The organism is Thioalkalivibrio sulfidiphilus (assembly GCF_000377945.1).
GTDB classification, from domain to species: Bacteria; Pseudomonadota; Gammaproteobacteria; order Ectothiorhodospirales; family Ectothiorhodospiraceae; genus Thioalkalivibrio_A; species Thioalkalivibrio_A sulfidiphilus_A.
Genome location: NZ_KB898946.1, coordinates 1 through 13,736 on the forward strand (window position 1 = coordinate 1; position 13,736 = coordinate 13,736).

Here is a 13,736-nt window from a genome sequence, read left to right on the forward strand (position 1 = left end):
CAGGCCACGGACGGCCTGTCAGCCGACCTCCCCGGAACGCCCCCGCGCGCAGGGCACCCCGCAGGGGCGAGAAAGTCGGGTGTCTTTTCTTTGGTTACTTTCTTTGGACAAGCAAAGAAAGTAACCCGAGCCCCGTGCAACGGGGATCGGAAGCCTTTGACTTTGACAGTGCTTCACTGACACCCCCCTAACTTCACATTCCCCCTCCACCAAGCTACCATCCACCCCCATCCATCCCCAAGGATGGAGACACCCGCCGGTCCCCGACTGGCACACATAACCCATCAGGTGTTCCGCCCCGACGCACTCGGGCGTGGAATTAAACGGGAAGCAGGTGAGAAACCTGCGCTGCCCCCGCAACGGTAAGGGAAGGGTCGCCGGCCAGCCATGGCCTGCGGCGCCGCGAGACACACACGCCACTGCGCATCCGCGTGGGAAGGCGTCTCGCGGGATCGATCCGATCGATACTCCCCGAGCCCGGAGACCGGCCTGACGGGTTGCAACCGGACCGCGGTGGGCCGTCCGGCGGATAACGGCATCACGATTCCCGTGACGCCGCCCGCCTGTATCTGTCCACCCGGCCTATTTCAATGGCTGCGGAGGGCAACCATGCAAGGGCTTCATTTCAGATCCCGGATCACCGGGGCGTTTGTGCTTTCATCCTGCCTGTTCGTCGCACCGCTCGAGGCTGCCGACGAACTGGAACCCATCATCGTTACCACGCCGATGCGCATGGCGCAGACCGTGGATGACAGCCTGCACCCGGTATCGGTCATCACCCGGGAAGACATCGAACGACTGCAACCGAACAGCGTGCCGGAACTGATCCGTGGCCTGCCCGGTGTGCAGGTGGGTGCGAGTGGCGGCTTCGGCAAGCAGACCGGGGTGTTCCTGCGTGGCGCCAATGCCAACCAGATGATCGTGCTGGTGGATGGTGTGCGCGCGGGTTCCGCCACTGCCGGCGGCGCCGCCTGGGAATTCATCCCGGTGGATCAGATCGAGCGCATCGAGGTGGTGCGCGGTCCGAGGGCCAGCGCCTACGGGGCCGATGCGGTGGGCGGCGTGATCCAGATCTTCACCCGCAGCCCGGCGCGTGAGCCCATGCGCGAGCTTATGGTGGGCTACGGGCGTTACAACACCCGCCAGGCCAGCGCGTCCGTCTCGGCGGACAGCGGTGCCTGGCGCTACCACCTGGGCGCCAGTCACCTGGCCAGCGACGGCTACGATGTGCTGCGCGGCGGCGACCCTGACGATGACGGTTATCGCAACGATGCCGTCAATGCACGCCTGGGCTACCGGATGGACAACGGCCTTGATCTTGAGTGGCGGCTGTTGCGCGCCCAGGGCCGCACGGAGTTCGACTCCTTGTGGACGTCCGGAACTCATGAGGAGGACTTCGTCCAGCAGGCGGTCTCGGTGCAGCTTTCCGGCCCGGCGGGCAGTGCGGGCGGCTGGCGCGTCATCGCGGGCGAGACCCGTGATGAGCGCGACACCCTGGATGGTGATGGCCGTTACCGCTATGACACCCGCCGCCGCAATCTCAGCGCGCAGACGGACTGGCTGTTGAACCGCACACAGCTGAGCCTGGGGGCGGATTATCTGCATGACCAGGTCTCCGGCAGCACGGACTTTGCCCGGGACAGTCGCGACAGTCGCGCCGTGTTCGCGCAGCTGCACTCGGAGTGGTCCCGCCATCAGTTCGGCGCGGGTTTGCGCAACGACTGGCACAGCGATTTCGGCACCCATGGCACCGGCGACCTGGCCTGGGCCTACAGGCTCGACGAGGCCTGGCGGATCCGGGGCAGCGCAGGCACCGCCTTCAGGGCGCCGACCTTCAACGACCTGTATTTCCCCTGGGGATTCGGCAACCCGGACCTGGAGCCGGAACGCGCCCGCAATCTGGAGGCGGGCCTGGAATACAGCCGGGCAGGCCACCGGCTGGGTCTGAATGTCTTCGAGAATCGGGTTCGTGATCTGATCATCTATGACACGGAGACGTTCACCATGCAGAACGTCAACCGGGCCCACATCACCGGCGCGGAGGCCAGCTGGCAGTGGGCCGGGCAGGACTGGCAGCTCGCGGCCAGCTACACCTGGCTGCATGCCCGGGACGAGGAGACCGGCAATCAGTTGCCCCGTCGCGCACGTCACAGTGCCCGCCTGGACGCGGACCGATCCCTCGGCGCACTGCGCTACGGTTTCAGCCTGATCGGGCAGGGACGACGCTATGACGATCCGTCCAATACCCTCGAACTGCCCAGCTATGTCACCATGGACCTGCGCGGAGGGTATCGGCTGGATCGCCATTGGGATGTCTCCGCTGCCTGGAGCAATGTGTTCGACCGGTACTACGAAACCGTGGCCGGTTACCGTCAGCCGGGGCAGGCATTGAACGTATCCCTGCGCGGCAGGTTCTGATCCACCACACAGTGACGAGGTCGCCATGGGCAACCGACTGACCCGCATCTATACCCGCACCGGCGACGATGGCAGTACCGGGCTGGCCACGGGGCTGCGCGTGCCCAAGGACTCGGCGCGCATCGAGGTGATGGGCGACGTGGACGAACTCAACAGCCTGCTCGGCGTCATGCTGGCCGAGCCGGTGCCGGTTCAGCTTTCGGAGCTGTTGCTGGAGGTCCAGCATGACCTGTTCGACCTGGGTGGCGAACTGGCCATGCCGGGGGAGTCCCTGATGCAGGCTGCCCGGGTGGCGTGGCTGGAGACGCGCCTGGATCAGATCAACGAGACCCTGCCCCCGCTCAAGGAATTCATCCTCCCGGGTGGCGGCCGGGCCGCCTCGCTCTGCCAGCTGGCCCGGGCCGTGTGCCGCCGCGCGGAACGTCACCTGGTGCACCTGTCGCGGGATGAGCCCGTCACCGAGGTGTCCCGGCAGTACTTGAACCGGCTCTCCGACCTGCTGTTCGTCATGGCCCGGGTGCTGGCCCGGGAGGTGGGGGAGGGGGAGGTCTTCTGGAAAAGCAGAAGGATGAAGGACGCGGAGAAGTGAGAAGGGCGAATTGGGAAGTAGGGGCTGTGGGCAGAGTCCTCTGCGTGCTTTGCGTCTCTGCGCCCTCCGCGTGTTCAGCGATGCCGGGTTGACGATCCCATGTACCGCATCGGCGTCGACCTGGGGGGCACCAAGACCGAGATCATCGTGCTGGACGGGCAGGGGCGCGAACACCTGCGCCGCCGGGTGCCCACGCCGCGGGACGACTATGAGACAACCCTCTCCACCATCGTCTCCATGGTGCGCGAGGCGGAGACCGATCTGGGGGCCACGGCGACCGTGGGCATCGGTACGCCCGGCGCCGTCTCGGCGCGCACCGGGCGCATGAAGAACTGCAATTCCGTGTGGCTCAACGGGCAACCCCTGCGGGAGGACCTGGAGGCGCGCCTGGAGCGGCCGGTGCGCCTCGCCAACGATGCCAACTGCCTGGCCCTGTCCGAGGCCACCGACGGGGCGGGCGCGGGGGCCGGGACGGTGTTCGCCGTGATCCTGGGCACGGGCACCGGGGCGGGGATCGTGGTCAATGGCCGGGTGCTGACCGGTGCCAATGCCATCGCCGGGGAATGGGGCCACAACCCCTTGCCCTGGCCCCGGGACGAGGAGCGCCCGGGCCCGGGCTGCTACTGCGGGCGGCAGGGCTGCCTGGAGACCTGGCTGTCGGGGCCGGGCATCGCGGCGGATCATCTGCGCATGACCGGCGAGGCACTGGACACCCGTGCCATCGCGGCGCGGGCCGCCGGGGGAGACCGGGATTGCCTGGCAACCCTGGCCCGACACCAGGATCGCCTGGCCCGGGGCCTGGCCCACGTGGTCAATATCCTCGATCCAGACGTGATCGTGCTGGCAGGCGGTGTCTCCGGGCTGCCCGGGCTGATCCCGGGGGTGATGGCCCGCTGGGGTGACTTTGTCTTTTCAGATCAGGTGGATACGCGTCTTGAGCTCGCGCGGCATGGGGATTCCAGCGGGGTGCGGGGCGCGGCCTGGCTGTGGGCTATGGATTTCCGGGAGGGTGCAGGCTGACGCCTACCCCCCAATGGGATACTTTCAAAAAGTCAGACGCTTGACTATAGTCAATGAATCCCTCGAAAGAGAGGGGGCTGAAAGCCCCCCGGATCAGGGGGCAATCCACCCTAGCAGGAGTGATTCATGTCTGAGAAAAAGCTGGCCATTATCGCAACGAAGGGCTCTCTGGATTGGGGCTATCCTCCCTTCATTCTGGCCTCCACCGCTGCTGCCCTGGGTTACCAGGTGCAGATCTTCTTCACCTTCTATGGTCTGCAGCTGCTCAAGAAGAAGCTGGACCTGAAGGTCACCTCCCTGGGCAACCCGGGCATGCCGATGCCCATGCCCATGCCGGTCCTGCTGCAGGCCCTGCCGGGTATGCAGAGCATGATGACCATGATGATGAAGAAGAAGATGGCCTCCAAGGGCGTTGCCAGCCTGGAAGATCTGCGTGAGCTGTGCAGCGAGGCGGAAGTGAAGATGATCGCCTGCCAGATGACCGTGGACCTGTTCGAGATGGATCCTTCCCAGTTCATCGACGGTGTTGAATACGCCGGCGCTGCCGCGTTCTTCGAGTTTGCCGGCGAATCCGATATCTGCCTGTTCATGTAATGGCAGAACAGGCGGACAAGCGTCAGCCTGTGGAGGCGGGCGGCCGCGGCGCGGAGAACCGGGAACGGATCGTCGCCGCGGCCGACCGCCTTTTTTATGAAAAAGGCTTCCAGGCCACCTCCTTCAGCGACATCGCCGATGCCGCCGGGGTCCCCAAGGGCAACTTCTACTACTACTTCAAGACCAAGGATGCCCTGCTCGAAGGGGTCATCGACTGGCGCCGCCAGTGTCTGAAGAAGCTCCTGAACAGCCTCAACGTCCAGCACGATGATCCCCGAGAACGTCTCATGACCCTGCTCACGGGGCTGTGCGCCGGCGAGGACGACATCGTGCGCTACGGCTGTCCCATGGGCACCCTCAGCGCGGAACTGTGCAAGACCGGCCACGAGATGAAGGAGCAGGCCCAGTCGCTGCTGGAGACCATCCGCGAATGGATCGCCACCCAGCTGCAGGCCATGGGCCGGGATGATGCCCCGGAATTCGCCCGCGAGATCCTGACCCGCAGCCAGGGCGTGACCCTGCTGGCCCACGCCTACGGCGATCACCACCTGCTGGTGGAAGAGATGGCCCGGGTGCGTCACTGGGTGAGCGCGGTGCTCGACGGGCAACCCCATTGAGCGAACCCCGTTCCAGGCACACTGATTCCCCCTACCTCGCCGCCTTCCAGGGCGGTTTTTCCGGCGTGCTGCGCTGGCATCAGCTGGATGCCCTGTGGGAACGTCTGCGTGCGCGGGCCGGCGAGGGCTGGTATGTCTACGCCGTGGGCGAGCCACCGCCCGAGTCACCGGCCGATGCCGAGTCCCTGCTGCGTTTCATCGGGGAAGTGGACGCCCTGCTGCGCAGGGAGCACGACGAGGACTACTGCGGCGTGGTCTACGCCGACGACTTGCAGCAGCCCCGGTTCGTGAAGATCTACGACCCCAATCACCTGGGCAGCAGTTGCGGCAGCAGTGGCCTGCGCGTGCTGCCCGGCTGGACCCTGTCCCTGATCCCGCCCGTGGACCTGCCCGAGGCCCTGCCCCAGACGGGGAGTCGCAGGCGCTGGTGGCAGAAGCTGTTTGGAAGTGGGAAGTGAGAAGTGGGAAGTGGGAATGTGGCCTCGTTACCCAGTGAGTCCTGACTCATCCGGTTTGAACGCTGATCTCCGCGATTGCCCGAGATGAATTGCCTTGCCGCAGAGACGCGGAGGCGCAGAGAAAAACACTCAATCGACAGGATTTACAGGATGATTGGAGAGGACCGTGACCTCTGCTTTAATCCTGTGAATCATGTAAATCCTGTCAACGGACTTCTCAGCGCCTCCGCGTCTCTGCGGCAAGCGGTTTCATGGCCGGGTATACTGTCCCGCCCTCAGTACGCACGACACGCCATGTTTGAAAACGCCTCCCGTGAACAACTCCGCCGCATGTATGCCGAGGCTTGGCGCAAGCACCTGGCCGGTGAGGCCCTGGAGCCGCTGGAGAAGCAGATCGCCGAACTGTTGGTCGAGCATCCGGAGTATCAGGCCCTGATCGAGGATCCCGATGCCGTGCTCGCCGCCGAGTTCACCCCGGAGGGCGGACAGAGCAATCCCTTCCTGCACATGGGCATGCATCTCGCCATCCGCGAGCAGGCCGGCACCAATCGCCCCGCCGGCTTCACCGCCGCCTACCAGAACGCCGTGCGCAAGCTCGGCGCCCACGAGGCAGAGCACGCCATCATGGAATGTCTCGGCACTGCACTCTGGGAGGCCCAGCGCTTCGGTCGCGCCCCTGACGAGCAATCCTATCTGGAATGTGTAAGGCGTCTGGCCTGAAGGGGCCAGACGCCAGAGACAAGAGGCAAGTTTCTAGAGACAAGAGAAGGTCTGAAGCTCGGGTTTCAGGTCTTCGGCTTGGGTCTGCCCTTTACTTGCCTCTTGGATCTTGTCTCTTGCTTCTCTGTTTTTTCTTTGTACTCGCACAGATCCGCGATCAGGCACTCGTTGCACTTGGGATTGCGCGCCGTGCAGGTGTAGCGCCCGTGCAGGATCAGCCAGTGGTGGGCGTCCTTGAGGAACTCCGCCGGCACCACCTTGAGCAGCTTCTTCTCCACTGCCAGCGGGGTCTTGCCGGGCGCGATCCTGGTCCGGTTGGCCACCCGGAAGATGTGGGTGTCCACGGCCATAGTGGGTTCGCCGAAGGCGGTGTTGAGGACCACGTTGGCGGTCTTGCGGCCCACGCCGGGCAGGGCCTCCAGCGAGGCGCGATCCCGGGGCACCTCGCCGCCGTGTTGCTCGACCAGGATGGCGCAGGCCTTGATGATGTTCTCGGCCTTGCTGTTGAACAGGCCGATGGTCTTGATGTAGTGCTTGAGCCCGTCCACGCCCAGATCCAGGATGGCCTGGGGCGTGTTGGCCACGGGGAACAGCTTCTCGGTGGCCTTGTTGACCCCCTTGTCGGTGGCCTGGGCGGACAGGATCACTGCCACCAGCAGCTCGAAGGGCGTGCGGTAGTTCAGCTCGGTGGTGGGATGGGGATTCGCCGCCCGCAGGCGTTCAAAGATCTGGCGGCGTATTTCGTTGTTCATGGATCAGTGTCGTGGCAGTGCAAGGGCCCCCTCCCCAAGCCTCCCCCGCTATGCGGGGGAGGGGGGTTACCCCCTCTCCCTCAGGGAGAGGGTCGGCGTGAGGGTGGTGTTCCTTGCCACTTGTGACTTGCCACTTGCCACTTAGATGTGGCGGAACAGACCCACGTCCGGGGAGGGCTCGCGGGGATGGCTGGCCTTCTCGGCCTCCAGGTCCTTGAGCAGCTGGTGGTGGGCTTCTTCCAGCTTGTGCATGGCATCAGCGTCCAGCTTGGGGAAGATGGTGTTGGCGATGTAGGAGCCCAACTCGTCCATGCAGGACGGCCAGTACTTGCCGTTCAGGTGGAAGGCGTGGTGGGCGTGCTGGCCCATGGGGTAGCTGTCGAAGCGACGGATCATGGTGAAGGACAGGTCGGCGTCCTTCTCGGTGAAGTCCTTGGCCCAGTCATACCACCACTTGTAGTACTTCTCCTGCACGGCCTCGCTCATGTCGTGGGCCTCGAAGAAGGCGGCCATGGTGCTGCGCGGGGCCAGCCCGTAGCGGGTGCCGCGCTTGCCGGCGAAGGGGAAATGTCCAGCCATGTGTAAGTCCTCTTGCGGTCTTGCAGGTTCAGAGGCCGCACTTGCAGCCCTTGGGAAAATTAGAAACCGCTGAAGTTTACCGATTCACCGCCGCAACGCCAAGCGGGGGATGGGAAGTGCGAAGTGTGAATTTAGAGGTGGGAAGTAGGGTTTTTCCACGCTGTTCGCGGTCCGGGGAGCGCGTCAAAAGCAAACCCTATGTTCTCGCGGAGGCGCGGAGACGCGGAGAAAAGCACAAGAAATGGGGTTCCTCCGTGTCCCCGTGGCTCCGTGAGAGGACGGGTTTTCCAGAGCCAGACCCGAAAATCCATCCTCTCACGGAGCCACTGAGGCACGGGGAAAACGAAAGATGATGATCTGTGCGGTTCTCTGCGTCTCAGCGCCTCCGTGAGAGAACAGGCTCTGGATCTTTCTCAGACAGCCGCTTCCACAGGCACCGCGGCGTGGGCCGGTTGGCGCTTCTGCAGGCGGGCGTCGATGATGTTCTTCAGCGCGATCAGCAGACCCAGGGCGATGAAGGCGCCGGGGGGGAGCAGGGCCAGCAGGAAGCCCCGGTATTCCTCGAACAGTGTCAGGCCGAAGCCCCGGGCGGCCTCGCCGAACATCAGGTGCGCGTCCGCCAGCAGGGTTCCGTGACCCACCGCCTCGCGCAGGGCCCCCAGGGCCACCAGCACGCAGGTGAAGCCCAGGCCCATGGCCAGGCCGTCGGCCAGGGCCTTGGGGATGGGTTGCTTGGAGGCGAAGGCCTCGGCGCGGCCGATGATGGCGCAGTTGGTGACGATCAGGGGGATGAAGATGCCCAGGATCAGGTACAGCTCGTGGAAGAAGGCGTTCATGGCCAGCTCGATGGCGGTCACCACCGAGGCGATGATCAGCACGAACACCGGGATGCGGATCTCCGGGCGCACCCAGTGACGGATCAGGGACACGGTGACGTTGGAGGCCACCAGGGTGAGGGTGGTGGCCAGGCCCAGCCCCAGGGCGTTGACCACCGTGCCGGAGATGGCCAGCAGCGGACACAGTCCCAGCAGCTGTACCAGCCCCGGGTTGTTGTGCCAGAAGCCGTTGGCGTTGATCTCGCGGTAGCTGATGTCACTCACGGGGGCTTGCCTCCATTAGTGCTTCTGTCTGGACTGCTCCAGTCTGGGCATCTTCAGCCGGGGCTGCGTCGACGGGCTGCGCGTCGGGCAGGGGCGCGAACACGATGTCACGGTGCGACTCGAAGTATATCAGCGCGTCGCGCACCGCCGTCACCACGGCCCGTGGGGTAATGGTGGCGCCGGTGAACTGGTCGAACACGCCGCCGTCCCGGCGCACCGCCCAGCGGTCGTAGAAGGGATCCAGCAGGCTGCGTCCGTCGAAGGACAGGATCCAGTCGGAGCGGCCCACCTCGATCTCGTCGCCCAGGCCCGGGGTCTCCCGGTGGCTCACCACCCGCACCCCGTCCAGGGTGCCGTCCACGCGGATGCCCACCAGCAGGCGGATGGGTCCGCTGTAGCCCCCGGGTGCCACCACGGTAAACACCGCCGCCACCGGCTCCCCGCCAAGGCGTGCCCGGTAGGCCCGCAGATCACGTCCCCCGAGCAGTTCGTGGGAGAGCAGGACGCTGTCGGCGAGGATGTCGTTGTCGTAGGCCTCGTGGCTGAGGATGTCGTGCAGGCTGCTAAGCGTGGCCGCCTCGATGTTGGCGGCGATGCGCTCGGCCGTGCCCTGGTACACGAAGGCCACCAGGGCCGTGCCCACCACGCCGAACAGGGCCAGCAGCACGCCGGAGATGATGATGTTGCGCATCATGGCGTGCCACCGTTCTCGCGCCGCGGCGGCTTCTGGCCGAACACCCTTGGCCGGGTGTAGTGGTCGATGGTGGGCGCGGCCATGTTCATGAGCAGCACGGCGAAGGCCACCGCGTCCGGGTAGTTGCCCCAGGTGCGGATCACGTAGATGAGCACGCCGATGCCGAGGCCGTAGAGGATGCGCCCCATCGGCGTGGTGCTGGCGGACACCGGGTCCGTGGCGATGAAGAAGGCACCCAGGATGGCGGCGCCGCTGAACACGTGGAAGGCGGGCGAGGCGTAGGCGTCCGGGTCGACGATCCAGAACAGCCCTGCGGTAACGGCCAGCCCGCCCAGCACCGCCACCGGGATGTGCCAGGTGATCACGCGCATGAACAGCAGGGCGATGCCGCCGAGCAGGAACCAGTTGCCGATCCATTCCCAGCCCTTGCCGGAGAAATCGCCGAACAGCGGGTTGTCCCGGATCTCCGTGATGGTCAGGTTCCTGCCCAACTCGGTCTTCATGAGATCGAGCGGCGTGGCGGTGGTGATGGCGTCCCAGGTGAGACCGGGCGGCAGCTGGCCCAGGAAGATGGCGGCCAGGGCCTGCATGGGGCCGAAGCTCACTTCGGACAGGGGCATGGGCGGCAGCCACAGGGTCATCTCCCGGGGGAAGGACAGCAGCACCACCACGTAGCCCACCATCGCCGGGTTGAAGGGGTTGTAGCCCAGGCCGCCGTAGAGGTGCTTGGCCACCACGATGGCAAAGCCGACCCCCACCAGGGTCACCCACCAGGGCGTGAGCGGCGGCAGGGCCAGGGCGAACAGCCAGCCGGTGACCACCGCGCTGTAGTCGGAGAGGGTCGGGATCACCGGCCGCCGGCGCAGCACCAGCATGAGCGCCTCGAGGCCCACGGCCAGCACCACCGCCAGGGCCACGTTGATCAGCACGCCCCAGCCGAAGTACCAGGCCATGGCGAGCGTGCCCGGCACCAGGGCGTAGAGCACGCGGCGCATCACCTGGCCCACGTTGTGGGCAGGGGTCATGTGGGGGGAGGTTTGGGTGCGGAAGTGCATTTAAAGGCAGTGGCTAGTGGCAAGTCTCAAGTGGCAAGGAAAGTCGGTGACAGCATCGCTGTCCAATCAGCCCGACGGTTCCTTATCTGCCTTCTCTGCGCTCATCTGTTCGGCTTCCTGGGCGGCCTTGCGGGCCTTGGCTCGTTCCAGGGCGGCCTGGATGGCGGCCTTCTTGGGGTCGTCGGCGGTGTCGTCCTGCTTGGCGGCCAGGGCGGCCTTCTTGCGGGCCAGGCGCTCGGCCTTCTCCCGTTCTTCCTGTTCCAGGCGCGCCTGGCGGAACTCGTGGCGCTCACGGGCGATGTCCGCCTTCCTGCGCTCCCGTTCCTGGGCCCAGATCTCGTTCTTGGCGAAGCGGTAGTACTGTACCAGAGGAATGTTGCTGGGACAGACGTAGGCGCAACAGCCGCACTCGATGCAGTCGAACAGGCTGTAGTCCTGGGCCTTGTCGAAGTCCTTGGCCCGGGCGAACCAGTACAGCTGCTGGGGCAGCAGCTGCGCCGGGCAGACCTCGGCGCACTGGCCGCAGCGGATGCAGGGCATCACCGGCCCCGGCGGGGCCACGTCCTCGTGGCTGGCGGCCAGGATGCAGTTGGTGCCCTTGACCACGGGGATCGCGTCGCTCTGCAGGGCGAAGCCCATCATGGGCCCGCCCATGATCAGCCGGCTCACCTCATCGGTGTAGCCCTCGGCGGCGGCCACCAGGTCGGCGATGGGGGTGCCGATCAGCACCTCCAGGTTGCGGGGGTGCTGCACGCCTTTGCCGGTGACGGTGATGATGCGTGAGATCAGTGGCTCGCCGTGGGCCACCGCCCGGTAGATGGCGTAGGCGGTGCCCACGTTCTGGCACACTATGCCGATGTCCGCCGGCAGTCCCTGGCTGGGCACCTCCCGGCCTGTGAGCACCTGGATCAGCTGGCGCTCGCCACCGGCGGGATACAGGCTGGGGATGGGCACGATGCGGATGCCGTGGGCCTCATCCCCGCCCAGGGCATCGCGCATGGCGGCGATGGCGCCGCTCATGTGGTCCTCGATACCGATCAGGCAGCAGCGCGGCTTGAGGGCCTGCATGAGGATGCGGATGCCCTCGATCACGCCCCGGGCATGGGTGCGCATGAGGGAATCGTCGCAGGTGATGTAGGGCTCGCACTCGGCGCCGTTGATGACCAGGCAGTCCAGCGTCTGGCCCGGGCGCGGCGTGATCTTCACGGCGGAGGGGAAGGCGGCCCCGCCCAGGCCCACGATGCCTGCCTCACGGATGCGGTTGCGCAGGCTCACCGGGTCGGCGTCGAGATAGTCCTCGATGGGTGGCAGGCGGCTCTCGCCCCAGGATTCACGGCCATCCGGTTCGATCACCACGCAGGGGGCGGACAGGCCGGAAGGGTGGGGCACCGGGTGATCGGCGATCTCCACCACGCGCCCGGAGGTGGGGGCATGGACCGCTGCGCCCACGTAGGTGTCGCAGCGTCCGATCAGCTGACCCTTGTTCACCCGATCCCCCGGCGCCACGCAGGCCTCGGCGGACTCGCCGATGTGCTGGCGCAGGGGCACGATCAGGCGCGCCGGGATGCGCATGGGCAGCACCGGATCCCGGGTACTCTCCTCCTTGTGGCGGGGCAGATGCAACCCGCCGTGGAAGCGATGCAGCTTGTGGGCCTGTTCGGTCATTGATGGTGAAGCATTCTAACCCGGTTTGGGCGGGGCGGCGGGTGAAAAGCCTTCAACGCAAAGACGCAGAGGCGCAAAGGACGCAAAGAAAATCTTTCAGGGGTTTAAACCCAAAATGTTTTTTTGCGTCCTTTGCGCCTTCGCGTCTTTGCGTTGGATGTTCCCCTCACTCAGGAAGACACCGCCTCCCGGTCAGCGGACTGGGTCTCGCCGGCCGGGAAGGGCCACTTCCAGGTGCTGATGTCCGGAGCGATGGGCACCATGTAGATGCAGTCCACCGGGCAGGGTTCGATGCACAGCTCGCAGCCGGTGCACTCGGATTCGATCACCGTGTGCATCTGCTTGGCGGCGCCCAGGATGGCGTCCACCGGGCAGGCCTGGATGCACAGGGTACAGCCGATGCATACCTGCTCGTCGATGATGGCCACGCTGGGCGGCTTGGTCTCGCCCTCCACGGGCTTGGGGTCCCGGCCCAGCAGGTCGGCGAGCGCCAGCACCGTGGCCTCGCCGCCGGGCGGGCAGCGGTTGATATCCGCCTCGCCGGCGGCGATGGCCTCGGCGTAGGGGCGGCAGCCGGCATAGCTGCACTGACCGCACTGGGTCTGGGGCAGCAGGGCGTCGATCTGGTCCACCACCGGATCGCTTTCCACCCGAAAGCGCACGGCGGAATAGCCCAGTAGCAGGCCGAACACGGCGGCCAGGGTGCTGATGGCGAGGGTGGCGGCAAGCACGCTCACGGGGCCTCACTTCACCAGGCCGATGAAGCCCATGAAGCCGAGCGACATGAGCCCCGCGGTGATCAGGGCGATGGCGTTGCCCTTGAACGGCAGGGGCACGTCCGCCACCGCCACCCGCTCGCGGATGGAGGCGAACAGCACCAGCACCAGGGAGAAGCCCACCGCGGCACCCAGCCCGTAGAGGGCGGACTCGATGAAGCCGTGGGCCTCCTGCACGTTGAGCAGGGCCACGCCCAGCACCGCGCAGTTGGTGGTGATCAGGGGCAGGAAGATGCCCAGCACGTTGTAGAGCAGGGGGCTGGTCTTGTGCACCACCATCTCGGTGAACTGCACCACCGCGGCGATCACCAGGATGAAGGCGATGGTGCGCAGGTATTCCAGGCCCAGGGGCGCCAGCAGGTATTCGTTGACCAGGTAGGAGCACACGGAGGAGAGCGTGAGCACGAAGGTGGTGGCCAGCCCCATGCCGGTGGCGGTCTCCACCTTGCGCGACACCCCCATGAACGGACACAACCCCAGGAACTTCACCAGGACGAAGTTGTTCACCAGCACGGTGCTGATCAGGATGAGGGCGTATTCGGTCATCGTTCGTCAGTATCCGGCGCCAGCCTTCGGGCTGCAACCGGGTTGGGATTGGGGTTAAAGGATGGAAGGGCTTGCCGCGGAGACGCGGAGGCGCAGAGAAAATCAATCTGACAGGATTTACATGATGAACATGATTTCAAAAGGCCGTTCGGA

The 13,736-nt window shown here is 65.8% G+C and carries 15 protein-coding genes and 1 riboswitch; of the genes, 7 read left to right on the plus strand and 8 right to left on the minus strand.

Translation table 11 applies throughout. The annotated features are described in order from the left end of the window. Positions 1-269 precede the first annotated feature (269 nt). Positions 270-508: riboswitch (cobalamin riboswitch) on the plus strand. A gap of 101 nt (positions 509-609) precedes the next feature. The 7 genes from D580_RS0110895 to D580_RS0110925 all read left to right on the plus strand — a co-directional run bounded on the left by D580_RS0110895 (position 610) and on the right by D580_RS0110925 (position 6,416). Further along, on the plus strand, positions 610-2,418 hold the full coding sequence (locus D580_RS0110895) for a TonB-dependent receptor domain-containing protein (protein WP_038043619.1): 1,809 nt from the start codon (positions 610-612) through the stop codon (positions 2,416-2,418). Between the two features lie 25 nt (positions 2,419-2,443). Further along, complete coding sequence (locus D580_RS0110900) at positions 2,444-3,007, plus strand: cob(I)yrinic acid a,c-diamide adenosyltransferase (protein WP_018954419.1); 564 nt, start codon at positions 2,444-2,446, stop codon at positions 3,005-3,007. A 99-nt stretch (positions 3,008-3,106) separates the two neighbouring features. After that, positions 3,107-4,027, plus strand: a complete 921-nt coding sequence (locus D580_RS0110905) for an ROK family protein (RefSeq protein ID WP_018954420.1) — start codon at positions 3,107-3,109, stop codon at positions 4,025-4,027. A gap of 126 nt (positions 4,028-4,153) precedes the next feature. After that, the gene (dsrE2, locus tag D580_RS0110910) at positions 4,154-4,621 is read left to right on the plus strand and encodes a sulfur carrier protein DsrE2 (protein WP_012639195.1); all 468 of its coding nucleotides are present in this window, start codon (positions 4,154-4,156) and stop codon (positions 4,619-4,621) included. Further along, positions 4,621-5,238, plus strand: a complete 618-nt coding sequence (locus tag D580_RS0110915; RefSeq protein WP_018954421.1) for a TetR/AcrR family transcriptional regulator — start codon at positions 4,621-4,623, stop codon at positions 5,236-5,238. The genes dsrE2 and D580_RS0110915 overlap by 1 nt, the downstream gene beginning before the upstream one ends. After that, entirely contained in the window at positions 5,235-5,696 is a 462-nt protein-coding gene (locus D580_RS0110920; protein WP_018954422.1) for a hypothetical protein, read from the plus strand. The genes D580_RS0110915 and D580_RS0110920 overlap by 4 nt, the downstream gene beginning before the upstream one ends. Before the next feature lie 294 nt (positions 5,697-5,990). Then, complete coding sequence (locus D580_RS0110925; protein WP_026289917.1) at positions 5,991-6,416, plus strand: DUF1841 family protein; 426 nt, start codon at positions 5,991-5,993, stop codon at positions 6,414-6,416. Positions 6,417-6,481: 65 nt separating this feature from the next. On the opposite strand, the gene nth is transcribed toward D580_RS0110925, so the two are convergent. The 8 genes from nth to rsxA all read right to left on the minus strand — a co-directional run bounded on the left by nth (position 6,482) and on the right by rsxA (position 13,583). Then, positions 6,482-7,168 (minus strand): endonuclease III, encoded by a 687-nt coding sequence (gene nth, locus D580_RS0110930; RefSeq protein ID WP_018954424.1) that lies wholly within the window; start codon positions 7,166-7,168, stop codon positions 6,482-6,484. 141 nt (positions 7,169-7,309) lie between these two features. Continuing rightward, positions 7,310-7,747: a hypothetical protein gene (locus D580_RS0110935; protein WP_018954425.1), complete on the minus strand. Its 438-nt coding sequence runs from the start codon at positions 7,745-7,747 to the stop codon at positions 7,310-7,312. A gap of 413 nt (positions 7,748-8,160) precedes the next feature. Beyond that, positions 8,161-8,847, minus strand: a complete 687-nt coding sequence (locus D580_RS0110940; protein WP_018954426.1) for an electron transport complex subunit E — start codon at positions 8,845-8,847, stop codon at positions 8,161-8,163. Then, on the minus strand, positions 8,840-9,541 hold the full coding sequence (gene rsxG / locus D580_RS0110945) for an electron transport complex subunit RsxG (protein ID WP_018954427.1): 702 nt from the start codon (positions 9,539-9,541) through the stop codon (positions 8,840-8,842). The genes D580_RS0110940 and rsxG overlap by 8 nt, the downstream gene beginning before the upstream one ends. After that, positions 9,538-10,596 carry an electron transport complex subunit RsxD gene (gene rsxD / locus D580_RS0110950; RefSeq protein WP_018954428.1) on the minus strand — a complete coding sequence of 353 codons (1,059 nt, stop codon included), beginning with the start codon at positions 10,594-10,596 and terminating at the stop codon, positions 9,538-9,540. The genes rsxG and rsxD overlap by 4 nt, the downstream gene beginning before the upstream one ends. Before the next feature lie 66 nt (positions 10,597-10,662). Continuing rightward, entirely contained in the window at positions 10,663-12,261 is a 1,599-nt protein-coding gene (rsxC, locus tag D580_RS0110955) for an electron transport complex subunit RsxC (RefSeq protein WP_018954429.1), read from the minus strand. Between the two features lie 170 nt (positions 12,262-12,431). Beyond that, on the minus strand, positions 12,432-12,998 hold the full coding sequence (gene rsxB / locus D580_RS0110960; RefSeq protein ID WP_018954430.1) for an electron transport complex subunit RsxB: 567 nt from the start codon (positions 12,996-12,998) through the stop codon (positions 12,432-12,434). Positions 12,999-13,004: 6 nt separating this feature from the next. Beyond that, positions 13,005-13,583, minus strand: a complete 579-nt coding sequence (gene rsxA, locus D580_RS0110965) for an electron transport complex subunit RsxA (protein ID WP_012639176.1) — start codon at positions 13,581-13,583, stop codon at positions 13,005-13,007. Positions 13,584-13,736 lie beyond the last annotated feature (153 nt).

What these genes read in the sequence shown, in the direction of transcription:
- D580_RS0110895 (WP_038043619.1), top strand. Translation starts at nt 610, where the DNA reads ATGCAAGGGCTTCATTTCAGATCCCGGATCACCGGGGCGTTTGTGCTT.
- D580_RS0110905 (WP_018954420.1), top strand. Translation starts at nt 3,107, where the DNA reads ATGTACCGCATCGGCGTCGACCTGGGGGGCACCAAGACCGAGATCATC.
- D580_RS0110915 (WP_018954421.1), top strand. Translation starts at nt 4,621, where the DNA reads ATGGCAGAACAGGCGGACAAGCGTCAGCCTGTGGAGGCGGGCGGCCGC.
- D580_RS0110925 (WP_026289917.1), top strand. Translation starts at nt 5,991, where the DNA reads ATGTTTGAAAACGCCTCCCGTGAACAACTCCGCCGCATGTATGCCGAG.
- rsxC (WP_018954429.1), bottom strand. Translation starts at nt 12,261, where the DNA reads ATGACCGAACAGGCCCACAAGCTGCATCGCTTCCACGGCGGGTTGCAT.
- dsrE2 (WP_012639195.1), top strand. Translation starts at nt 4,154, where the DNA reads ATGTCTGAGAAAAAGCTGGCCATTATCGCAACGAAGGGCTCTCTGGAT.
- nth (WP_018954424.1), bottom strand. Translation starts at nt 7,168, where the DNA reads ATGAACAACGAAATACGCCGCCAGATCTTTGAACGCCTGCGGGCGGCG.
- rsxD (WP_018954428.1), bottom strand. Translation starts at nt 10,596, where the DNA reads ATGCACTTCCGCACCCAAACCTCCCCCCACATGACCCCTGCCCACAAC.
- D580_RS0110935 (WP_018954425.1), bottom strand. Translation starts at nt 7,747, where the DNA reads ATGGCTGGACATTTCCCCTTCGCCGGCAAGCGCGGCACCCGCTACGGG.
- rsxG (WP_018954427.1), bottom strand. Translation starts at nt 9,541, where the DNA reads ATGATGCGCAACATCATCATCTCCGGCGTGCTGCTGGCCCTGTTCGGC.
- rsxA (WP_012639176.1), bottom strand. Translation starts at nt 13,583, where the DNA reads ATGACCGAATACGCCCTCATCCTGATCAGCACCGTGCTGGTGAACAAC.
- D580_RS0110900 (WP_018954419.1), top strand. Translation starts at nt 2,444, where the DNA reads ATGGGCAACCGACTGACCCGCATCTATACCCGCACCGGCGACGATGGC.